General features: G+C 55.3%; 21 protein-coding genes, 1 pseudogene and 1 riboswitch. Of the genes and pseudogenes, 9 read left to right on the forward strand and 13 right to left on the reverse strand.

The window, feature by feature from the left end:
• A pseudogene (locus LEP6406_RS33380) lies at window positions 1–355 on the forward strand (IS1 family transposase); the annotation flags it as partial.
• On the opposite strand, the gene LEP6406_RS31370 reads toward LEP6406_RS33380, so the two are convergent.
• The 8 genes from LEP6406_RS31370 to LEP6406_RS28640 all read right to left on the reverse strand — a co-directional run bounded on the left by LEP6406_RS31370 (window position 352) and on the right by LEP6406_RS28640 (window position 5,965).
• Complete coding sequence (locus tag LEP6406_RS31370) at window positions 352–570, reverse strand: PIN domain-containing protein (protein ID WP_202807535.1); 219 nt, start codon at window positions 568–570, stop codon at window positions 352–354. The pseudogene LEP6406_RS33380 and the gene LEP6406_RS31370 overlap by 4 nt on opposite strands.
• A 706-nt stretch (window positions 571–1,276) precedes the next feature.
• Window positions 1,277–1,504: a type II toxin-antitoxin system HicA family toxin gene (locus LEP6406_RS0217130; protein ID WP_008312764.1), complete on the reverse strand. Its 228-nt coding sequence runs from the start codon at window positions 1,502–1,504 to the stop codon at window positions 1,277–1,279.
• Window positions 1,497–1,661 (reverse strand): type II toxin-antitoxin system HicB family antitoxin, encoded by a 165-nt coding sequence (locus LEP6406_RS0217135; RefSeq protein WP_263971193.1) that lies wholly within the window; start codon window positions 1,659–1,661, stop codon window positions 1,497–1,499. The genes LEP6406_RS0217130 and LEP6406_RS0217135 overlap by 8 nt, the downstream gene beginning before the upstream one ends.
• A 41-nt stretch (window positions 1,662–1,702) precedes the next feature.
• The gene (locus LEP6406_RS0217140) at window positions 1,703–1,975 is read right to left on the reverse strand and encodes a hypothetical protein (RefSeq protein WP_008312760.1); all 273 of its coding nucleotides are present in this window, start codon (window positions 1,973–1,975) and stop codon (window positions 1,703–1,705) included.
• A gap of 204 nt (window positions 1,976–2,179) precedes the next feature.
• Window positions 2,180–2,416 carry a hypothetical protein gene (locus LEP6406_RS0217145; protein WP_008312757.1) on the reverse strand — a complete coding sequence of 79 codons (237 nt, stop codon included), beginning with the start codon at window positions 2,414–2,416 and terminating at the stop codon, window positions 2,180–2,182.
• A gap of 527 nt (window positions 2,417–2,943) precedes the next feature.
• Window positions 2,944–4,302, reverse strand: coding sequence for a PIN domain-containing protein (locus tag LEP6406_RS30460; protein ID WP_008312754.1), 1,359 nt, complete (start codon window positions 4,300–4,302; stop codon window positions 2,944–2,946).
• Window positions 4,303–4,458: 156 nt separating this feature from the next.
• Window positions 4,459–4,953, reverse strand: coding sequence for a hypothetical protein (locus LEP6406_RS0217155; protein WP_202807536.1), 495 nt, complete (start codon window positions 4,951–4,953; stop codon window positions 4,459–4,461).
• A gap of 724 nt (window positions 4,954–5,677) precedes the next feature.
• Complete coding sequence (locus tag LEP6406_RS28640) at window positions 5,678–5,965, reverse strand: hypothetical protein (protein WP_008312746.1); 288 nt, start codon at window positions 5,963–5,965, stop codon at window positions 5,678–5,680.
• Between the two features lie 3 nt (window positions 5,966–5,968).
• Here LEP6406_RS28640 and LEP6406_RS0217175 point away from each other — a divergent pair, with 3 nt between their 5' ends.
• The 3 genes from LEP6406_RS0217175 (at window position 5,969) to LEP6406_RS0217185 (ending at window position 9,650) form a co-directional block, all read left to right on the forward strand.
• Window positions 5,969–8,506, forward strand: a complete 2,538-nt coding sequence (locus LEP6406_RS0217175) for a sigma 54-interacting transcriptional regulator (RefSeq protein ID WP_008312744.1) — start codon at window positions 5,969–5,971, stop codon at window positions 8,504–8,506.
• A gap of 171 nt (window positions 8,507–8,677) precedes the next feature.
• On the forward strand, window positions 8,678–9,376 hold the full coding sequence (gene rpiA, locus LEP6406_RS0217180) for a ribose-5-phosphate isomerase RpiA (protein ID WP_008312742.1): 699 nt from the start codon (window positions 8,678–8,680) through the stop codon (window positions 9,374–9,376).
• Between the two features lie 58 nt (window positions 9,377–9,434).
• Window positions 9,435–9,650 carry a DUF2283 domain-containing protein gene (locus LEP6406_RS0217185; RefSeq protein ID WP_008312740.1) on the forward strand — a complete coding sequence of 72 codons (216 nt, stop codon included), beginning with the start codon at window positions 9,435–9,437 and terminating at the stop codon, window positions 9,648–9,650.
• A 518-nt stretch (window positions 9,651–10,168) separates the two neighbouring features.
• On the opposite strand, the gene thiC is transcribed toward LEP6406_RS0217185, so the two are convergent.
• The gene (gene thiC / locus LEP6406_RS0217190) at window positions 10,169–11,533 is read right to left on the reverse strand and encodes a phosphomethylpyrimidine synthase (protein ID WP_008317024.1); all 1,365 of its coding nucleotides are present in this window, start codon (window positions 11,531–11,533) and stop codon (window positions 10,169–10,171) included.
• 258 nt (window positions 11,534–11,791) lie between these two features.
• A riboswitch (TPP riboswitch) is annotated at window positions 11,792–11,887 on the reverse strand.
• Window positions 11,888–11,930: 43 nt separating this feature from the next.
• Window positions 11,931–12,758, reverse strand: a complete 828-nt coding sequence (locus tag LEP6406_RS28645) for a retropepsin-like aspartic protease family protein (protein WP_008317025.1) — start codon at window positions 12,756–12,758, stop codon at window positions 11,931–11,933.
• A gap of 257 nt (window positions 12,759–13,015) precedes the next feature.
• On the opposite strand from LEP6406_RS28645, the gene carA reads away from it, so the two are divergent.
• The 5 genes from carA to LEP6406_RS0217220 all read left to right on the forward strand — a co-directional run bounded on the left by carA (window position 13,016) and on the right by LEP6406_RS0217220 (window position 17,375).
• Entirely contained in the window at window positions 13,016–14,215 is a 1,200-nt protein-coding gene (gene carA, locus LEP6406_RS0217200; protein ID WP_008317026.1) for a glutamine-hydrolyzing carbamoyl-phosphate synthase small subunit, read from the forward strand.
• A gap of 122 nt (window positions 14,216–14,337) precedes the next feature.
• Window positions 14,338–14,688 (forward strand): STAS domain-containing protein, encoded by a 351-nt coding sequence (locus LEP6406_RS0217205; RefSeq protein ID WP_027269219.1) that lies wholly within the window; start codon window positions 14,338–14,340, stop codon window positions 14,686–14,688.
• A gap of 51 nt (window positions 14,689–14,739) precedes the next feature.
• A complete protein-coding gene (locus tag LEP6406_RS28650; RefSeq protein ID WP_008317028.1) occupies window positions 14,740–15,240 on the forward strand; it encodes a Mini-ribonuclease 3 in 501 nt (166 codons plus the stop codon).
• Window positions 15,241–15,653: 413 nt separating this feature from the next.
• On the forward strand, window positions 15,654–16,997 hold the full coding sequence (rlmB, locus tag LEP6406_RS34890; RefSeq protein ID WP_008317029.1) for a 23S rRNA (guanosine(2251)-2'-O)-methyltransferase RlmB: 1,344 nt from the start codon (window positions 15,654–15,656) through the stop codon (window positions 16,995–16,997).
• 84 nt (window positions 16,998–17,081) lie between these two features.
• Window positions 17,082–17,375, forward strand: coding sequence for a DUF1816 domain-containing protein (locus LEP6406_RS0217220; protein ID WP_008317030.1), 294 nt, complete (start codon window positions 17,082–17,084; stop codon window positions 17,373–17,375).
• A 566-nt stretch (window positions 17,376–17,941) separates the two neighbouring features.
• Here the strand turns inward: LEP6406_RS0217220 and LEP6406_RS0217225 are convergent.
• From LEP6406_RS0217225 to mutS, 3 genes are read right to left on the reverse strand one after another with little or no spacing between them, the layout of a single operon-like run.
• Window positions 17,942–18,778 (reverse strand): alpha/beta fold hydrolase, encoded by an 837-nt coding sequence (locus LEP6406_RS0217225; protein ID WP_036028555.1) that lies wholly within the window; start codon window positions 18,776–18,778, stop codon window positions 17,942–17,944.
• A gap of 3 nt (window positions 18,779–18,781) precedes the next feature.
• Window positions 18,782–19,180, reverse strand: a complete 399-nt coding sequence (gene msrB, locus LEP6406_RS0217230) for a peptide-methionine (R)-S-oxide reductase MsrB (RefSeq protein WP_008308363.1) — start codon at window positions 19,178–19,180, stop codon at window positions 18,782–18,784.
• Window positions 19,181–19,220: 40 nt separating this feature from the next.
• Window positions 19,221–22,031 carry a DNA mismatch repair protein MutS gene (gene mutS / locus LEP6406_RS0217235; RefSeq protein ID WP_008308364.1) on the reverse strand — a complete coding sequence of 937 codons (2,811 nt, stop codon included), beginning with the start codon at window positions 22,029–22,031 and terminating at the stop codon, window positions 19,221–19,223.
• Window positions 22,032–22,134: the final 103 nt, after the last annotated feature.

A 22,134-nucleotide genomic window follows, 5' to 3' on the forward strand; every position in this document is an offset into this window, starting at 1 on the left:
GGCCATCAAGATCAAAGGCTCTCAAGGTGAACCCAGGGTAGAGTGGCTCAAAGTTGAGCATCCTTGGACGGCCCTCAGTGCCCTCAGCGAGGTCCACGCCAATCACCTGGAAGCCTTCAACAGTGCCTTGAGGCGACGGGCAACAGCCTATCGCAGGCGGCAGAATCACTATGCCAAGCAGGTGGAGGGCTTGCAGCGAGCTTTGAATGTCCAGCGTCTGATGCACAACTGGGTGCGGCCCCATTGGAGTTTGGAGAAACGGACAACGCCTGCCATGGCCATGGGATTCATTCAGCGCCCCTTGAAACTCTCTGAAATCCTATTATCCAGGGGATTTGAGGCTCTCACTCTTTAATAGGACAGTGCCGCTCTACAAGCCGATATAAATTCTAGATAGCGTGGCAAGTTTTGTAATGGACGTGTTGAGTTTTCTGCACCAAATAACAGCTCCCCGACAACAACCATTGGCAGAGTTACTTCCGGTAAAGCTAGTATCTTTTCAGTGATTGTCGCGTCTCCATTCAAAAAACGAACTGCACCAGAGGTATCAAGCGCAATCTCACCATTCATTCAAATCCACCTGCCGACATTCTGCTGTAATTGTTCGCTGTAGCTCTCCCGCCTCTGAATCACTTAAAATTCCTGCGAACTTTGCAAGAGGATGGTGCTTACGTATCGCTTTAACCCGATGTAAAAAATCCAATACTATCTGTACTAGATCATCGGGAGATTGTGCGAGTTCCTGAATCAATTGCTCACGGGTTGTCATGTGTTCAAGGTTCCCTGGCAAACTAAGATTCCTAACCCTAGTATACCTAAACACTAAACTTCATAATAGAAGGCCGAGTCTCTGGGGCGAGTTGGCACAACACAACGTAGGTGCAGCCTTGCCGAAGGGTAGCCTGTTGGTTCAGGGGATACGGTAAATGGCACAGAACCCTAAGGCGCTGGGGACGGCCCAAAGTTGGGCAACAAGCGTCAAAGGAGCAGAAGCCAGCGGAGGCTATAGTAGTCAAACGCTGGTCTTGCAATGGGTCAGACAAGGCAAAGGGCCGAACTATGGAAAGTAGAGAGGAGCTGCCGGGGCTCGTTCTGAGCGTTGAACCCGATCGGGGGAGCTATAGGAACGGCGCTTAAGGGTGTAGCCAGCTTTGGGAGTCGGAGTTAAAAGAGTCTTGATTTCTAAAACTTTCTGAGGAACCGCCCGGTACGGACCCGCACGCCGGGTAATTTGGGAGGGGTAAATCGTGAGGGTTTCCCTTATTCCCATTAGACCTCATAGACTCTCAATGAACTCTTCAACTGTGATTTGCGCTTGCTTAAGAATGCCGCTCAACGTACCAATCTTCAATTCCCGATGTATAGGGACAACGCAGCCAATTTTGCCCTCTTCGGTTTCTTTCTTCATCACAACATGACTGCCTGTTTGACGAACTTGCTCGAATCCTAACTGCTCAAGTGCCCGAATCGCTTCTCTGCTTGAGAGTCGTGGCATCTTAGGCATAGCTGACCTCGATGCTGGTTACAAGTCTAGGAGAAGTTTCGGGTAGGGGAAATTCCTCTAAATAGAGCCGCGTTGCTTCTTTCAATCCCGCGATCGCTTCTTCAATTGTTTCCCCTTGATCGACTGTACCAACCTCTGGACATTCAGCGATGTACATATCATCTTCTTTATGAAGAATGACTGTGAAACTGCGACTCCTCATCGTATGTTGTCCTCAAAACTTTCTGTGAAAAGGATAGCATTATCTTTTCTTGACAGGGTGAAATCTGTAGGTTCTTCTGTTTCTAACTGAACTACTCCAATTAGGCTTTGAGTCCAGGGATTAAGATCAGCTAAAGAATTCACGTTTGTTTTTTGGGGACTCAATACCAGCGTTTCCTGTTGGATTGAACTCAACAATGACTGTACTAAACGCCAGCGATCGCGAATCGGCAACTCCAATGCCTGATTTTGTATCTCTTGTAACGTCATCAGACCTCTCCAGCAACTCTTGTGTCTATTTTAGATGGCTGTTGTCTCTATCAACCTGGAAAGCAGCTTTAGCCAAGGATCTTGCGCCACCTAACTTCAAATGCCAACAGATAAGCTTTCGGTTACGTCCCAACCGAGGACTTGCGGCATAACGGTTCGGTTGAGCGTCTGTCAGCAACCTTTGCACGCTACCAAGATCTATCTTCAGTCCGCTCCAACCGGGTTATGCTGCTGTCGCTGAGCAATTTGAATTAATAATCGCAGTGCCTCATTCACAGATGCATCTGTTGGAAAGGCTTGGGCGACATCAGGATCTAGGAGCACTAAGTTTGTTCCGGCTCGGTATCGCTCAACATACTTACCCCTTATGCCTCCTGCCATTTTGGAGAAGTCATATTCAGGGCGTAGTTCATCTTCCAGTTCGTCAATTTCCTTCTTCATAGAATCTCCTTTCTTGGGGAGTAGCTCTTCGAGCACTGATAATACGAGTGCGGTTTCCTCGGTCAGTGTGGGAGACAACTAACAACTCGAATTTCATAAAGAATTCACGTTTGTTTTTGAGGACTAAATACCAGCGTTTTCTGTTGGATTGAACTCAACAATGACTGTATTAAACGCTAGCGATCGCCAATCGCGAATCGACAACTCCAATGCCTGATTTTGTATCTCTTGTAACGTCATCAGACTTCTCCAGCAACTTTTGTGTCTATTTTAGAGGGCTGTTGTCTCTATCAACCTGGAAAGCAGCTTTAGCCAAGGATCTTGCGCTACCTAACTTCAAATGCCAACAGATAAGCTTTTGGTTACGCCCCAACCGAGGGCTTGCGGCATAACGGCAAAGGTCAGCAGCGGCGGCAAACAAACTTGAACTCAGCACCAGTGGCTCTCGCCCGTCCGCTGCCGTGATATGTTAGACATCCTTAATCAATTGAAAAGATTCTTTGTACATCATTAGCTAGCATAAATATTTATACTGCACCAGGATCATCTAGAGAGGATAAAAATTTTAGCGGGTCATGCACATTTATAGATTCACCTTCTAGTAACTCTGCTACAACCACCTCTATTCCTTGTCGGCTAATTCCTGTGAGCCATGAAGCGAGAGATTTAGCTGCCAAACTTGCAGATATTTCTGAATCAAAAACCAAAAATATCAGAATATTGTCAAATTCAAAGTCTTTTCGCTCATAATTTATTTCAAATTGATCAATGCTACTCTTGAGGTAAGCAACAATTTTCACATCATCAACGACATCATCAAAATATTCAATAGATATGAGTGTAGATGCCCCACCCCATTCTGACCAAACAAAATCTCCAAACTTACCTTCACGATTGACCTCACAATAAGAAGCTTGACTACGTAACCAGTCACCAACCACTTTTTCTATATGGTGCTTCCTAACTTTTCGTTTGTAGGAATCAGGGTAAGCATAATTTGCTTTTATCTCTTCTCTACGAACCTCTCCAATTGCTTTGTCCGTAACGCCGAATAGTTCTAAAAAACTTGAAAAGGAGATTATATGCAAGCTCTTTCCGTCAGAAACCCTCCTAATTTCATCCACCAATTCAAATCTAGGGAATAATGGCTGGTTTTCTACTCGGTAAAACCAGTCAGCTTTTGAATCATCTGAAACTAAAACAACTGGCTGCTTACGTTCTTTAGCAACATGCACTACAACTTGCCAAACTAAATGATCACCAATTCCCTGATCATCTTTAGCAGCATCTTTATAGCCCGGAGGCAACTTGTTTTCTTTCTGATATTTCAATCTACTGACAATAACTTCTTCATCTAAATCCAGATCCAAAATAGCTGCTGGAAATATTTCGCTATACAGTTGACTTACAGGATCATTCCAATTCCAGGATTTAATATGACTTAAAAGATCTCCAATCGCTGCTTGATATTCTTTTATCAAGGTACCAATCTTTTCTTCTAGCTCCTGAACTTCAGGATAACCTTTAGCATCTTCTAAAAGAGGATAACGACCTTTGTTAGGACTGGCTATACTTCGCTTCCTGCTCAATGCCCGAAAAATTTCTGCTATTTTTACAGGTCTATTTTTTGCAAACTCTCTTGCCACCTGACCTGGAACTACCAATCTATTGGAATTTACTAAATATTTATAAGTAGCAGCAATTTGAGATAAGCTATTTTTACTAATTCCATAAGGAACGAGAAGAGCATTGGTATCTAGAACCACAGTGCATTCTTCCCGGATTTCTTCTAGAGCTTTGTATCCTTCATAGAAAATACCCTTTGCATCAGGATAGATCTTGCTCGAAACAAATATATCTGGAGGTTCTTGTTTCTTATCGCTCATAAAAATAAAATCGAAAATTGGCTTATGGAATCAATTGGCTCTGAGTTCAGTACATGCTCCATCAATTAGATGTCTAACGACGTGTTAAGCGGCTGCGGGTCGACAGAACAGCAGGAAACACGATGGATTCTCCCCGCAGTCCGCTTGAACGCATAGTTAGACCGCAGCACCGGAAAGCTCGGAAGCGATCTTTTCGAGAAACGGCTTGATCCGCCAATACCCGACCTTCGATTGGGCAATCTCGACATCAATCTGCTTCTCCGCCTCGGACTCGATGTGAGCAAGGTTTCTGAGCGCGTATACGTGCTTTATGTCCTCGGCGTACGCCTCATCCACTAGTCCAATTCGCACGGCACAGTCGACTTTGTCCTTGAATGGAATGCTGTTTCGGGGTGTTTTCGAATCGCGGTAGACGCAAGTGAATACCTCCTCGTCACCGAATTGCATCTTTGTAAGGTTTCCGAACGCTGAGACCGGCTTGTAAGCCTTATGTGTTTGAAGAGCTTTAACCTCTGGGTGCTCAGCAAACGTGCTCCAGAGCAGGAATGAGATCACCGCCTCGTAGATGGCGGCGTACTGCGCGATCTGAAACTTTACGAAAGCGTGAACTTCGTCGCTTGTGGCTTGCATTGCTTCCATCAGCTTTGCCATATATCGAGCTGAATAGAACGCTCGCCCCAAGCGTTTCCTAAGCTCTTCGTTCTCAATAAATGCGAACTGAGCTACGTGCCAATGGAGGTCCCCTGGCAAGTCCCGCACACAGTAGGCGTGAATCGACTCGCGCAGATGAGGTTGAAGTGGCATGTACTTTTCCTTGCGGTCTAACGTCACCGATCAGCGGGGCCGAAGGCCTCCGCTGCATCGGCTTGTTGGGAGCGAACTCCAATCACCCTCTTCCATGCTTTCATCATATCAACGGCACACATGGCCTTCGTTACATCAAAAGACATTCCCATTCTATCTTCCATGACCCATCGCATCTACTTTATCAACCCAGAATCATCGTCGCTTAATAACTTTGAATATATACCGTTTACATATCCACTATATTCATCTCGGGCTTCTGGTATCCCAGATATCCCGATTGGATCCCACTTGAAGTGTACGATTTCTTCAATTCTTGTAAAAAGCTCTGCATCCATCTTCATTAGCCAATCTGGTGGGTTTTTCATGTTGGCATTGTGCATTGACGCTCAACTATGTATTAAGTATCAAAAGTGACGGATAAGTCCGGTGTCGGTGGTGTTATCCGTCACTTTTGACAGATAAGTCCGAGATTGCGGGCATTATACGTCAACTTTGACGGATAAGTCCGGTGTCGGTGGTGTTATCCGTCACTTTTGACAGATAAGTCCGAGATTGCGAACGTTATACGTCAACTTTGACGGATAAGATCCTGTATCGGGGTGTTATCCGTTAAACGATGATGACTCAACCACAGATGCTTCGGTTGCTTGAACAGGTCAGGCAAGCCATAGGGAAATTGCTTGAAGTGGCAGCGGCGAATACTCCCTTCCAGCACCTGCCAAGCTTGTGGGTTGGTCAAAATGCGCTGAATCGTGGTGTCGATTTCATCCAGAAACTCCCGACCCAGCCCAGAATGGTTGGATTTATAAAACTCAGCCCTGCCCCTTACACTGGGGCCATCGGCTGAGACAGACATCCCATGGCTATGACCCCTAGCGATCGCACCATTTGGCTCCAGGAGCGCACGGCCCTCAGCGGCCTAGAGGAAGCCGTCCTAGCGGCCCTGGGCCAGCGTCTAGAGCGGCGGGTGATCCCTGCTGACCAGCCCGTGGTGGAGGCAGGGACAGATCCCAACGGCCTTTATATCCTAGAGTCCGGGCGGCTAGAACATGCCCCAGAGACCCCCCAGGCCAGTAGCTTTTTGCCGGGAACGGTGCTGAATCTGCGCCCCCTCTTGCTCCAGCAGCCCGTCGAAAAAACCGTCCTCACCCTGAGCGAATCCGTCCTCTGGTACTTGGATCGGGATGCCTTTCAAACCCTGGTGACTGCCTATCCCACCCTAGGACAAGCCATCTCCCAGCAGATGGCAACGGAACTGCAACAGCTCACCAGCCAACTCAACTACGAGCAAGAGCGGCAGGCCATCCTGCGTCCCTACCTAGTCACCAAGGCCCGTCGTGGGGTGATTGGCAAAAGTCGCTATGCAGGACGGCTGCGGCAGCAGATTCGGGATGCCTCTGAAAACAATCAGTCGGTGCTGGTGTTTGGGGAACCGGGGTTGGAAAAAGACAACATCGCCGCCCTGATCCACTACGGCTCCCGCCAGCGCCGGGAGCCCATTATTCAGATGGACTGCGCCAGCCTTCAGGCCAGTGGGGCAGACCTGTTTGGCCGGGAAGGGGGCAAGCCGGGACTGCTAGCAGCCCTGGGTTCAGGCACCTTGATATTGAATAATGTGCAGGAGTTACCGGAGGGGCTAGTGGCCGCGATCGCAACTCTGCTCACCCACCGCACCTACCGCCCCGTCCGCCGGGGGGACACCCCCGCCCCAGAGCAGCGCGCCACCGCCCGATTCATCCTGATTGCAGAGAAATCCATTGCCGATCTAGAGAGCGGCGTTGAGGCCCAAATTCGGGTGCCCCCCCTGCGGGTGCGCAAAGCCGACATCGACGACTACGTCACCTACTACATCAGCCTGATTACGCGGGCACGGGGACTGCCCAAAGTTCCCGTCACCCCCGAAGCCATCCGTCGCCTGCAAGGCTACGACTTTCCCAATAATCTACGGGAGTTGGAAAGTCTGGTGTCCCGCGCCCTGGCCCAAATGGCCCCCGGTAGCGTGCTCACGGAGGAGATCCTCTGGCCCTCCCAGAGCAAAAAGAAGCAGTTTCGCCTCAACCTGCTCAATACCTACCCCGCCCTGCGCCACTTTCTCCGCAGCCCCTGGTGGCCCGATCGCATTAACTACGGCTTCACCCTCACCGCCTTTGCCTTGGTGGTGGCCATCCTCTGGTTCGGTCCCCAAACACGGGATCAAAATGGAGCCCTGAACCTGTTTTGGGCCTGGTGGTGGCCCCTGATCCTGATCAGCTTTCCCTTTGTGGGGCGAAGCTGGTGCGCCGTGTGCCCCTTCATGATCTACGGCGAGGTGATGCAGACCCTCTCCCTCAAGGTGTTTCCCCGACAGCTCAAGCCCTGGCCTCGGCAGGCGGCGGAGCGCTGGGGGGGCTGGTTTCTCTGGGGACTGTTTGCCCTGATTCTGCTGTGGGAGGAGCTGTGGGATTTGGAAAATACCGCCTACCTGTCCGCCTGTTTACTGCTGCTGATCACGGCGGGGGCGGTGATTTTTTCCCAGATCTTTGAGCGCCGATTTTGGTGTCGCTATCTGTGTCCCATTGGCGGCATGAATGGCCTCTATGCCAAGCTGGCGATGACGGAATTGCGGGCGCAGCAGGGCACCTGTTCGGCGGAATGTACCACCTACCAGTGCTACAAGGGGGGGCCAGAAAAGGGGGAAGGCCAGGAGACCAATGGCTGTCCCCTCTATTCCCACCCGGCCCAATTGGCGGACAACCGAGACTGTGTCCTCTGTATGACCTGTCTCAAAGCCTGTCCCCACCGCTCGGTGGCGGTGAATCTGCGTCCCCCCGGCATTGAACTGTGGACGACCCACCAGCCCCGGCTCTATGAGGTGGCGCTGTTATTGCTGCTGTTGGATGCGGTGGTCCTCCATCACCTGCCTCGCTTGGTGACGGGTCTGGGGCTGGGGTGGGATTTAGAGAACTTCAGCGTCCATGCTGGGGTTGCGATCGCGGCCCTGAGCCTGCCCGCCCTGATTCCCCTCCTGGCCCAGGGCATCATTCGCCTGATCCACACCCTGGGCCTGACCCGCAAACCCCGCCCCTTTGTGGAGCTGGCCTATGGCTACCTGCCCCTGCTACTCCTGGGCACCCTAGCCCATTACCTACCCCTGGGTCTGACGGAGGCGGGCCAAATCCTCCCCGTCAGCGCCGTCACCGTGGGCCTCTCCCTGCCCCATCTGCCGGTTCTGGTCGCCCATCCCGCCGTCGTCACCTTTTTGCAAGGGACTGCCCTCCTAGCGGGGGCATTACTTTCAGTCATTCTGAGCCAAAAGATTGCCCGCCAACCCCTGCGACTCCTCCTGCCCCAACACCTCAGCACCGTCACCCTAATGGCGGCCTTCTGGTGGATCCTGCTGCCCCCAGTCGTGACCTAGCCGTGACCTAGCCCTGACTCTGATGGCGATCCGCCAACCCACGGCTGCGCCAGTTCCTGCAAGGCCAAACCAAAATCAGGCTGGATGGGGGGATACGGATGCCTCTAGGCAGGGGAACCACTTTCGGTCATGCTAAAACCGGAGTTGTAGGCATGTTTAAGGAGATCAGCCATGGATCCGGTCAAGCTCATGAAGCAGGAAGTGGGACGAGCCGCCGCCGCGCAAGTCCAGTCAGGCACCATTTTGGGCCTCGGTACCGGGTCCACCACCGCCTTCGCCATTCAGTTCATCGGTGAGCGTCTGCAATCAGGGGATCTAAAGGACATCAAAGGCGTACCCACCTCATTCCAGGCATCGGTGCTGGCTAAGCAGCATGGCATTCCCCTCACCACGCTGGATGAAGTAGACACGATCCACCTGGCCATCGATGGAGCCGATGAGGTCGATCCCCAGTTCAACCTGATCAAGGGGGGCGGTGCTGCCCATACACGGGAAAAGATTGTGGATGGCCTCGCAGAAAAGTTCATTGTGGTGGTAGACAGTTCCAAGCTGGTGGATAAGCTGGGCACCACCTTTGCGCTGCCGGTGGAGGTCCTACCCCTGGCGGTTGCCCCCGTCACCCGCGCCCTTACCGCCCTGGGGGGTACCGTGGATCTGCGTATGGGGGTGAAGAAGGATGGTCCCGTCATCACTGACCAAGGCAATATGGTGCTGGATGTGAAGTTTGCCGCTATTGATGACCCCGCTGGCCTAGAGGCCACCATCAACAACATCCCCGGCGTGTTGGAAAATGGCCTGTTTATAGGGCTGGCCACTGAAATCCTGGTGGGTGAGGTCAAGGATGGAAAGGCAACGGTTCGCAGTCTGTAGCCGAGTTGTATATCCCCTGTAGAGGTGCACTATTTGCACCTCTACAGGGTTTAGAACCATGAAAATTCAGTATTTTTCAGATACGGATACGCTCTCAATTCGGCTGAATAATCAGCCCAGTACAGAGTCTACAGAAATCGCTCCGGATGTCGTGATTGACTTCGATGAAGCTGGGAGCGTTGTCGGCATTGAAATTGATTTTGCCTCTACCAAAGTGGATCTAAGGAATTTGGATTTGAGAGGGCTACTGACCCCAGAACTGATTTCAAAATAGCGTGACTAATATAGTAATCCGAAGTGATTCCTGAAAGTAAGATAGGCATCTTGCCCATGCAGACGAGACGTCTGCACTACGAATTTTCACAATTCACGGAGGATCACGCGAGATCAGCGCCACAGGGGATAATCGATGCCAAGCAACCCCGAAAAAATCAGGATTGCTTGATATACACAACTTGGAAGGTTACAGAGATCGAGCCTGTTGACTGCTGGCTGAGCGGAGTCGTAAGTCTTTCAGACAGGCTACGCCCTAGCGCTAGCCATGCCCCTTGGGCTATACGCGCAGCGTCTCCCGAAGGGAGAAAGCCAGCCACACCACCGGGTTCTTGCCGTTCCCTAGCCCCTCTGGGGCGGCAAAGCCAACGACTCCGTTGCTCCCTAGGGGAGCCGCTAACGCGAACAGGGAACTGGATGTCTGTATGGAGACAACGACTTGTCAGGCTTTTGAGCTCGTTTCAAGACATAACCTTCCAAGTCGTGTGACATGGCTAGGATTTCGGCTTCCACCCCAGTCTAGACAGGCGTCTGGGCCAGGAATTTCTCCAATTCCGTCAGGGCTTCCGCATCCACCTTGGTTTGCATGGGGCAGAACTTGGGGCCGCACATGGAACAAAACTCCGCCGTTTTGTAAATATCCGCTGGCAGAGTTTCGTCGTGGTACTCTTTGGCTCTTTCCGGATCCAGAGATAGCTCAAACTGACGGTTCCAGTCGAAGGTGTAGCGGGCGTGGGACATGGCATCGTCGCGATCGCGGGCTCCCGGACGGTGGCGGGCAATATCGGCGGCGTGGGCGGCGATTTTGTAGGCGATCAGTCCTTGACGCACATCCTCGGCATTAGGCAGACCTAGGTGTTCCTTGGGGGTGACATAGCAGAGCATGGCAGTGCCACTCCAACCCGCGATCGCAGCCCCAATGGCGGAACTAATGTGGTCATAGCCCGCTGCAATGTCCGTCACCAGTGGCCCCAGCACATAGAAGGGGGCTTCGGAGCACTCCTCCATTTGCTTCTTCACGTTGTAGTCGATCTGATCCATGGGGACGTGACCCGGACCTTCCACCATCACCTGGACATCGTGCTCCCAGGCGCGGCGGGTCAGTTGGCCCAGGGTTTTCAGTTCCGCCAGTTGCGCTGCATCGGTAGCATCGTGGAGGCAACCGGGGCGCAGGGAATCCCCCAGGCTGAAGGAAACATCGTACTTTTTGAAAATCTCGATGATGTCGTCAAAGTGGGTATAGAGGGGATTTTGGCGATGGTGGTGTAGCATCCAGCGGGCCAGGATGCCCCCGCCACGAGAGACGATGCCCGTGAGGCGATCGCGCACCAAGGGCAGGTGTTCAATCAAAATTCCAGCGTGGATGGTTTGATAGTCCACCCCCTGCTGGGCGTGCTTTTCGATGATGTGGAGAAAGTCATCGGCGGTGAGGGTTTCGATAGTGCCGTGGACGCTCTCTAGAGCCTGGTACACGGGCACGGTGCCGATGGGGATGGGGGAGGCTTGAATAATGGCGGTGCGGATGGCATCCAGATCACCGCCCCCAGTAGAGAGATCCATCAGGGTATCAGCCCCGTATTTCACCGCCAGGTGCAGCTTCTCCAGCTCTTCGTTGATGTCGGAGGAGTTGGGGGAAGCGCCAATGTTGGCGTTGACTTTGCAGCGGGCGGCAATGCCAATGGCCATGGGCTCTAGGTTGGGGTGGTTGATGTTGGCGGGGATGATCATGCGCCCCCGCGCCACCTCGGCCCGGATCAGATCAGCGGGGAGATTTTCCCGCTGGGCGACATGGTGCATTTCCTCGGTGATCATGCCTTGGCGGGCGTAGTGCATTTGGGTGACGGTGTTGTGGCCTTGACGCTTGGCGATCCATTCAGTCCGCATGGTAAACCTCGATGAAGGAATAGGGTCATGCAGGGGAGTCCCGCTACCTGGTCCTTCTCTGGCGACAGAGCAGGATTGCTGACGAGTCATACACCGATTCAGTCCTACCCATCGCTTTGCCCCGTGCCCACCGGCATGGGGTTTTAGCCGATCAGGTTGGGCGTTGATCGTTCAGATAAACAGCACCGGAAACTTCCTGGACTGGCCCCGATGGGGAAATTGTCCAGAAAGCCAGATCGCACGTCGTTTTGGTACCCAAGACCAGAATCAACGCTTTCCTCCGCTGGTATTAACCAGGTCAGGTTCTGAGGGTATGATCTCAGCCCGATTACTCGGACACCCCTAGCTTGCTGCTCATCATAGATCAATACGACCGTCTACCCTCCTTAAAACTGGCCTACTCGTATAGGTCAATCACACCTCCCCCGGCGGAGATGCCGTACTCACCATAGACATCCTGGCCCAGTAGGCCCATGTTGCCGCCGACAGCAACGGGGACATTGCGCTTCACCAGACCGCCCACCTCAATGTCTACAAAGCCAATTGGCAGGCGGACTTGGCGACCGTCGGCCACGGTGGCGACCACTTCTCCCACATATTCCACCCCAATAGCCTGGGCCATGGCGGGGGTAATCAGCGTTCCCGTGGCTCCGGTGTCAAACAGTAGGGGAAAGGACTGGCTACCACCAGCGGCGGTGAGCTTAACAGACACCACAGGGGTGCCGCCCCGTCGCTCTGTGATCAGGATGCGAGCCACCCGACCATTAGGGGCGGTGTCGGCAGTCGTCGTACCCCCTCCAGAAGCAGGAACCTCACCCTGGGCACGGCGCTGGGCTAGGGTGAGGTTTTGCTGATATTCCTGCACCTTTTGCTGAGCAGTACCATGGTTTTCATCTGAGCTAGGTACCTGCTGCATATAGGTGATCGCTTGCTGCCAGCGACTCGCGGCCAACTGCCAATCTTCGGGAGATTGGGCGGATTGGCCAATGGAAACGGCACTTTGAGCCCGGTTCACCCCTTCTCGAAAGAAGTCTTGCTGGGGGGCGGCGGCGGGCTCTGGAGTTGCGGCGGCGGTGACGACAGGGGTCGAGGGGGTGGTATCAGCCCCCAGGATTGTGGTTTCGGGGGCTAACTCGGCGCTAGGCCCATTGGGGGCAATCAGGCTACAGCCTGCTAGGGCGGTGGCGAGCAGAGATGCGGCGGTGAAAGTTAGACGAGTCCACATGGTTCTGAGGTCAGAGGGGTACAGGCGGAATTCTAGGGGCAGGTTTTAGGGAAGAAATTCTAGGGGCTGTGGACAATTAAAGCTAGACTCCTGATGGCAAGACGGTTACAGCCCCTAGCTCGATTCAATCAAGCGGGCGTGAAAGCGGGTGTGGTCATGCCTGCTCGGTAAGGGGTTTGCCGTTGATTGTCTACACGCTTAGACTTTGCCGTTGATTTGCTGTTGATTTGCCGTTGATTTGGTCTGGATAGTTGCCCATGTTTCCCCATTCTGACGATCTCCCCGCCCTATTAGTCCTAGCCGATGGTTCGAGTTTTCGGGGCTGGTCCTTTGGTGCAGCGGGCACCACCATGGGAGAGGTGGTGTTCAACACCGGCATGACAGGTTATCAAGAAGTGCTGACGGACCCCAGCTATTGTGGCCAAATCCTCACCTTTACCTATCCTGAACTCGGCAACACCGGGGTCAACCCCCAGGATGAAGAATCTTCACGTCCCCAGGTGCTAGGGGCCATCGCCCGCAATATTTGCCCCCAGCCTAGCAACTGGCGGACCACCCAAACCCTACCGGAGTATCTGAAACAGCACCACATCCCCGGCATCTACGGTATCGACACCCGCGCCCTAACCCGCAAACTCCGCAGCAGCGGGGCCATGAATGGGGCAATTTCCACTGAGGTTCTGGATCCGGAGGAACTCCTGCGGCAATTGCAGGATGCCCCCACCATGGAGGGGCTGAACTTGGTGGATGCTGTCACCACTGAGAGCGCCTATGAATGGGAGGAGCCCACCGAGACGGCCTGGGAATTTTTTCCCGATTCCGAAGATAACGGTGAGCGCCTCACCGTTGTCGCCATGGACTTTGGCATCAAGCGCAATATTCTGCGGCGATTGACCCGCTACGGCTGTCGCGTCATTGTCGTGCCTGCAACCACTGAGCCCGAGGCCATCCTGGCCTACCAGCCCGATGGCCTCTTTCTCTCCAATGGACCGGGGGATCCGGCGGCGGTGGCGACGGCCCGCCGCACTGTCCAGGCGCTCCTAGAGCAGCAATTACCCACCTTCGGTATTTGCATGGGGCACCAGATTTTGGGTCTGTCCCTAGGGGCCAAGACCTTTAAGCTCAAGTTTGGCCACCGGGGCCTTAACCAACCCTGTGGTCTGCGAGGGTCAGGGACTGGCCCAAAGGGGCCATCGCAGGTCGAAATCACCAGTCAAAACCATGGATTTGCGATCGCGGCAGACTCCATCCCCGAGACCCTCGTCGAGGTCACCCACCTCAACCTGAACGATCTCACCATAGCGGGCCTCCGCCACCGTACCCTACCGTTATTTTCCGTCCAGTATCACCCCGAAGCCAGCCCCGGCCCCCATGACGCCGACTACCTGTTCCGCCAGTTTGTAGACTTAATGCGGCGACAGAAAAAAGTCCTATCCCCCCCCTCCCCTCAGGGGTAGAATAGTCCTCCCACCTATCATTCACGCGATTACACAGTTGCTTGCGGTTCCCAGGGACGTGGCCTATACTTAGGGCTCGAATTCCGAGTTGGCTCATCGGGAGGTCTCCCATCGCTGAACTATTGGCCCTAACTGTAAGCTTGAGAGGCACCCGCGAAGTTAGGGCGAACTGCCAAATATTTCGCCTCACTGGTCTCCTGGATGCATTTTCGGAGCCCACCTTCCGCAAGGTGCTGACCCGCTTTGTAGAGCAAGGCCCGAACAATATCATCCTGGATTTAACAGGCATTGATTTTGTCGATAGCTCTGGCTTAGGCGCACTGGTCCAGCTTGTCAAAAAGGCCAAAGATGTGGGGGGTACGGTGCAAGTCGTAGCCAACCCCCGTGTTCTTCAGACCGTAAAACTGGTTAGGCTAGAGAACTTTCTATCTCTGAGGTCATCAGTAGATGAGGCGGTTACCAATTTGGGATAGCCTGGGAACCTGCTGGCCATTGCGAAACCAGCTTGATGGGCTTCTAGGGTCATGACCCTAGACCCTGATCCCACCTTCAGCATTTGGCTCCTAGAGCGTTTAGGGACAGCTTCGGCTTTTGCCGGACCTGAATCAGGCTCCGTACTAGAGCCCTTTCCAGAGTCCCAACTGCGGGAGATCTCTCCCCAAGCCTTGGCCTACATCGGCGATGCAGTTTACGAACTCTTTGTTCGGGGCTGCTATCTGCTTCCCCCTCGCCGTATCCAGACCTACCATCAGCAGGTGGTCAGTCAGGTGCGGGCAGAACAACAGGCCCTCACCCTCTCAGCTCTCCGTCCCCACCTGACCCCCCTGGAAGAATCCATCCTGAAGCGGGGTCGAAATGCCGCACCGACCCGAGGCCATCGGGCCACAGCAGCGGTGTATGGCCAAGCCACGGGATTGGAAACCCTGCTGGGCTACCTCTATCTCGCCGATCCCCAACGATTGAAAGCCTTACTGAGCTATGGACTATCAGCGGTTCCCGAGCCATCAACAGGGGCCAACCCCTAGAGGATCATCGGTTTAAGGGCGGGTAAGCAGGGGGGATCCGATCCCTAGGGGTTCGTTGGGTTCATCGCTGGAATGCTCACCAAGGCAATGTCACCCCTAGACTTCCCCGTTCTTCTGACGCTAATTCCCCATCGGCAGGGCTAGCGGCTCAGCGCTTGGCCCCTATAGCGGTTCTTACTCGGGTTAAGGACAGGCAAGGGGCTTAAGCCCCTTGTTCGCTGGGTTAAGGATAGGCAAGGGGCTTAAGCCCCTTGTTCGCCGATGTCATTAAGTTGAGGTGTACCTCATCATTAGAGAACCGCTATATAGCCCCGCTGACCGTTTCATCATCGTCTTACTTCTATCCCCCGTCATTGCGCCCTCGCCATTGCGCCCCCGGCATCCGTCGATCCAGCCACCTAACGAGTCTGTCCATGACTAACAACCGCCCCTCCCGCTCCTCTAATGACAAGCCCCGTCGTCGCAGCGGTGCAGTACCGTCCCCCCGTCGCAGTAGCGGTGGACGCAGATCCCCCGATGGGGTAGTGGGCGGACGCCCCCCCCAGCGCGCTAAGTCTCGCCCTGCCCGTCCAGGGGACACTCCCCGTCCAGTCCGAGGGGACGATGCGCCCCGCGCCAGGGGCCGAGAGGATATTCCCCGTGCCAGGGGTCGGGAGGATGCGCCCCGCTTTCGAGGCCGAGAGGATGGGCCACGCTTCAAGAGTCGAGAGAGTCGAGAGGATGCGCCGCGCTTTCGAGATCGGGAGGATGCGCCCCGCGCTGGTGGCAGCGAAGCCCCCCAGCCTCGCCAGGGAGATGCCTTTCGCCCTGCCCGCAAGGAAGGGTTTCGCCCTGCCCGCAAAGAAGGGTTTCGTCCTGCCCGCCGAGAAGGCGGATTTCGACGGGATGGACAGCGGCCCGTTCGGGACGACGATCGAGAACGTCATTGGCGATCGCAATCCTCAGACTCGGAGTCTTTCTCGGAGGCCAGTTCCGAGGAAAATACCTCGGATTTGATCTACGGACGCCATGCTATCGAGGCGGCCCTAGCGGGGGAGCGCTCTGTTAACCGTCTGTGGATTAATGCCCGCCTGCGCTATGACGGTCGCTTTACCGCCCTCATTACCGAGGCCAAGGCCAATGGGGTCGTGGTAGACGAAGTAGACATCCGCCGCTTAGAACAGATGGCTGAGGGGCAAAACCACCAGGGGATCATCGCTCAAGTGGCTGCCTACAGCTATTGGGAATTGGAGGACTTGATTACCCACGCTAAGACCAAGAGCCCCCGTCCAGTGCTGCTGGTTGCCGATAGCATCACCGATCCCCACAATCTGGGGGCGATTATTCGCAGTGCTGAAGCCATTGGAGCCCAGGGGTTGATTATTCCCCAGCGACGGGCAGTGGGGGTGACCTCTACCGTCAGTAAGGTGGCGGCGGGGGCGGTAGAGAATTTCCCCATTGCCCGAGTGGTGAATCTCAATCGAGCCCTAGAGACCCTCAAGGCGGCGGAATTCTGGATCTATGGTTTGGCGTCAGAAGCCAGCCAAGCCATCCACACGGTGCAGTTCACGACGGCAACGGTTCTGGTGGTGGGGTCAGAGGGAGATGGCCTCAGCCTGTCAGTTCAACAAAGTTGCGATAGTCTGGTAGCAGTTCCGCTGGCAGGCAAGACCCCCAGCCTAAATGCTTCTGTGGCCACAGGCATGGCGCTCTACGAGATATACCGACAGCAGTGGGCCAATCGCATCCAGCTTAATACTTTGCAAAATAGAAAGTAACAGAGTATAAAACAAACGAGGAGTTTGTTGACGTCGCGCCATTTATATCCAGTCTGACGCAGCATAGATAGACAGGCATCACCTATGAAGAATGTTTTTAGTCGCCTTTTTGGGTCTGTTTTCGGTTCCAGTAAGTCTTGGTGGATCGAGATCAAGACTGAAGCCCCTACCTGCACCTACTACTTTGGCCCCTTTGACATTGAGCAGGAAGCTGAGCTAGCAAAGCGAGGCTACATTGAGGATTTAGAACGGGAGAGCGCTCGAAATATCAAGGCGACGCTCTTGCACTGTACGGAGCCCAGTCCGCTGACGGTATTCGATTACTCTGGTGAATCGTCGCCCTCCATCGGGATGCCCGCTTTTAGCGGTCGTTCTTAGGCAGCCTCCTGCTGGTCTCTAGTGCTGTGCGGCGTAAATACTCTGGCCGTTCATCGTGGCACACCTCGGCCCCTCACCCTAGCCCTCTCCCACGGGGAGAGGGGACCAGAAAATGTTGGGCTGGAGTGACAGAATCGTAAGCCTATTTCAGGCTAGGTGTACTAGTGCTCTGTCAAGCCTCAATTTGTAGGTTAGATGCAGCGCTAGCGGAACCCAACATGGCCCAGCGTTGTTGGGTTCCACCTTGTTTCACACGACTTGGAAGGTTATGTCTTGAAACGAGCTGAAAAGACTGCCACGTCGTTGTCTTCATACAAACATCCAGTTCCCTGTTCGCGTTAGCGGCTCCCCTAGGGAGCAACGGAGTCGTTGGCTTTGCCGCCCCAGAGGGGCTAGGGAACGGTCAGAACCCGATGGTGTGGCTGGCTTTCTCCCTTCGGGAGACGCAGGGCGAACGACTCCGCTCAGCCAGCAGTCAATGGGCTCGGTTCTCTGTAACCTTCCAAGTTGTGTGTTTCACCCAATCTAGGAGTGCCCTGATCTTTAGTCTGGACGCTGCACTAGCATCAGTGCTGATGCACCTCCTTGGCTCTGGAGACCTCGGGGTGTTGGGCTAGCCAGTGGTCAATATCTTGCTGGACCTGATGGGGGATTTCCCAGGGAAATAGGTGGGCGGTGTGGGGATAGCACCGCAGGGTGCTGTGGGATAAGTTTTGGGCCGTCTCTTGGCTGGCGGCGGCGGTGATGTGGCGATCGCAATCGCCGCATAGGACCAAGCAGGGAATGTCTAGGGTGGCCAAAGACGCTAGTCGGTTGTAGCCGGTCTGGAGGGCGCGGCTCAGGGCACCCTGGGCGACGCGGGAGGTCTGGAGATAGGCAGGGAATGCTTCCCAGGCTAGGCGACGATAGGTGTCGGCGGTGTGGCGCTGGATCAGGTGACGGTAGAGGGATCGTCGCCCCAGGGTGTCGATATTCCAGCGCCACCCTGGGGCCACCCGGTTGATCAGGGATGCGATCGCAGTATAGGCATTGTCTTGCCAGGTAATGGGGGGATGACTCCCCTGAGGACGGGCCGCTGTGGCCACTAGGATCAGTCCTGAAACGCGCTGGGGCTGCTTCAGAGCCAGTTCCAGCGCCAAGATGCCCCCGAGGGACCAGCCCAGGACTAGGCAGCGCTCAATTCCCTGGTCATCCAACAGCGCTTCCAGATCCCCGAGGTGGTCCCCCATCTCGAAGGGCTGACGGGTGCGGCTGCGGCCATAGCCGCGCAGGTCGGGGGCCAGGGTGCGAAACTTTTGGGCGAGGAAATCGGTAAATACCGCCATCGTGTCTCCACTGCCGGGATGGCCGTGGAGACAAAGGATGGGATATCCCGCGCCCTGGATCTGAACCTGGAGTTTCAAGACCTAGGACGCTGGCTTGAAGTCCAGGGCAGCGGAGTTCATGCAGTAGCGCTTGCCTGTGGGGGCCGGACCATCGTTGAAGACATGGCCGAGGTGGGCATCACAGTTGGCACAGACCACCTCAGTGCGGATCATGAAGTGGCTGAAGTCGGTCTTGGTGGCAACATTCTGGTTTTGGGAGGGATCCCAAAAGCTAGGCCAGCCGGTGCCGGAGTCAAATTTGGTCTCAGCACTGAAGAGTTCGGTGCCACAGCAGACGCAGTAGTAGGTGCCTTTGTCCTTAAGATCGTGGTAGGGACCAGAAAAGGCTCGCTCTGTGCCCTTTTCTCGGGTGACGTGGTACTGCTCGGGGGTAAGCTGCTGCCGCCACTCTTGCTCGGTTTTTTTGATTTTTTCTACCATGATGGGCTCTCTGACTGCGGGTTCTCTAGTTAAACGTAACCTACCTACGGGGGTGTTTGAAAATGTCGAGTTGCTCCACGGGAGAGTTGGCTTCTCGGAGGCGGCGCTGGCGACCTGGGGGGCTGAACTGAGCACCCTTGCGGAGACCTACGGCGATCTTGCTGTGCTTTTCGATCTGGCCCATCACTTCTCGCGCCCGCTGGATCACCGCTGGGGGTAGCCCCGCTAGCCGCCCCGCCTCAATGCCGTAGGAGCGATCGGCTCCACCGGGACGGACTTGGTGCAGAAACACGATTTGGTCTGGCATTTCTTTGACCGTCACCTGATAGTTGGCAACATTGTCTAGAATTGCCGCCAACTCATTCAGCTCGTGGTAATGGGTGGCGAAAATTGTGCGCGATCGCACTTCACTGGCCAGATATTCCGCCACGGACCAAGCGATGGAAAGACCATCAAAGGTCGCCGTTCCCCGACCAATTTCATCCAGCAGCACCAGGGAACGATCGCTGGCATGGTTCAAAATATTTGCCGTTTCATTCATCTCCACCATAAAGGTGGACTGCCCCGTGGCCAGATCATCCACTGCCCCCACACGGGTAAAAATGCGATCGCAGATCCCCAACCGCGCCGATGTAGCGGGCACAAAACTGCCCACCTGGGCCATGAGCTGAATCAGCCCCACCTGCCGTAGATAGCAGCTTTTGCCACTGGCGTTAGGGCCGGTGAGGATGATGAGGTCGGGATTTGGAGTGAGAGGGTGATGGGGTGATGGGGTGTTGGGGTGTTGGCGAAGCCTGCCCGGAGGGCTTAGGGGTGTTGGGGTGTTGGGGCTGACTCCATCACTCCCCCCCTCCCCTTCGACTCCGCTCAGGGCAGGCCCTACTCCATCACTCCCCCCCTCACTCCCCAACGCGGTGGAATTGGGGACGAAAAAACCAGCGGGTAACAACTGCTCTACTACGGGATGGCGTCCGGCTTCCATCTGAAGCTGGCGGCTGTTGACCATCTCGGGGCAGCAGTAGCCCTGGTAGATAGCGACCTCGGCGAGTCCGGCGAGGACATCGGCGGCGGCGACGGTGCGGGCGACGCGACGAATGAGGTCGGCGTGGTGGCCCACTTGCTCCCGGAGGCGCTGGAAGATCTCGTATTCCAGGGCGTGGACCTGCTCTTGGGCGGTGAAGATGCGGGCTTCCCGTTCCTTGAGTTCCGGGGTGATGTAGCGTTCTTCGTTGGTGAGGGTTTGTTTGCGGATGTAGTTATCTGGGGCTTGGTCAGACTTGTTGCGGGAAATGCTGATGTAGTAGCCAAAGGCTTTGTTGAAGCCCACCTTCAGGGTGCTGATGCCGCTGCGTTGGCGTTCCGTGGGCTCCAGACTGGCAATCCAATCCTGGTCGGCTTGCATCTGCGATCGCAGCTCATCCAGTTCCCCATTCACCCCAGGGCGAATCAAGTTGCCCTCCGTCAGGTATAGGGGTGGACTTTCCACCAGATGGGCGCGCAGGGTATCCCCCAGCTTTTCTAACTCCGGGGGGACGGGCTGGAGCGCCTTGAGGTAGGGAGACGCCGCCGACTCCAGCAGGGCAGAGAGGATGGGCAACCGGGCAAAGGAATCCGCCAGGGCCACCAGATCCCGCCCATTGGCGGTGCCGGAGCCCGCCCGTCCCGCCAGCCGCTCTAAATCGTAGATTTGCTTGAGCTGCTGTTGCAGGGCTTGGCGCAGATTGCCGTTACTGAGCAGTTCTTGAATTGTGGCTTGGCGGGCCTGGATGCTCTCCACCTCTAGCAGGGGTTGCAGTAACCAGCGGCGCAGGGCACGGCCTCCCATTGCGGTGACGGTGCGATCCAGTGCCCACAGTAGGGAGCCGTTATAGGTGCCATCCCGGCTGGTTTGGGTGATTTCCAAATTACGGCGGGTTTGGTGATCTAGCACCAAGAAGTCGCTGAGCACATAGGTGCTGAGCAATTGCAGTGGCACCCGCGTCGCCTTTTGGGTGTCCTCTAGATACTCCAGCAGGCCGCCCGCCGCCCGCACCGCCAGGGGGAGGTGTTCGCAGCCCACCCCCTCTAGGGAGCGCAGGCGAAAGGTTTGCAGCAATCGCTGGCGGGCCTCGGTTTGGGCAAAGGCACCTTGCGATCGCAGGGTGTAGCAAAACTGGCGCGGCAGACAATCCGGCAGATGGGTAGAGCTTTCCCCCGGTCGCAGCATGGCCCGCAGGTCCGGCGCGTCGGTGGGCACCAGGGTTTCCGAGGGTTGCAACCGCATCAGTTCTTGGCCCAGTTGCTCCAAATCGCTGGCTTGGGTGGTGAAAAATTCCCCCGTAGACACGTCGGCGTAGGCCAGCCCCCAGTGCTGTCCCGAGAACACCACCGCCGCTAGGAAATTATTGCGACGGGCGCTTAGCATCCCCTCCTCAATCACGGTGCCGGGGGTGATCACCCGCGTCACCTCCCGCTTCACCAATCCCTGGGCTTGGGCTGGATCCTCCACCTGATCGCAGATGGCGACGGCGTAGCCCTTTGTCACCAGTTGGGCGCAGTAGCGATCGAGGGCATGGTGGGGAATGCCCGCCATCGGTACCCGGCCCACGTTTTTGCCCGCGTCCTTACTGGTCAGCACCAGCTCTAACTCACGGGCGATGGTGATGCCGTCTTCAAAGAAGGTTTCAAAAAAGTCCCCCACCCGGTACAGCAACAGGGCATGGGGATAGTCCCGCTTCACCGTGACGTAGTGCAGCATCATCGGGGCTAGGTCATCCCAGTTCACGTCCTGGCAGGTGGCGTAGCGGATGGTGTGTTTGGCCAGACGTTCCGGTAAGCCGGGGTCGGGGGAGGTGCTATCGGGATCAGCCATGGACTTTTAGGGGATGCACAAGCGCCCCTATTGTAGACCTGCGGTAGACCTGCTATTGGTGGGGCTGAGGTCTTTACAGCAAGTCCTCTATCCAGATAACGGT

It is taken from the genome of Leptolyngbya sp. PCC 6406, from assembly GCF_000332095.2.
Taxonomy (GTDB): Bacteria; Cyanobacteriota; Cyanobacteriia; order Phormidesmidales; family Phormidesmidaceae; genus PCC-6406.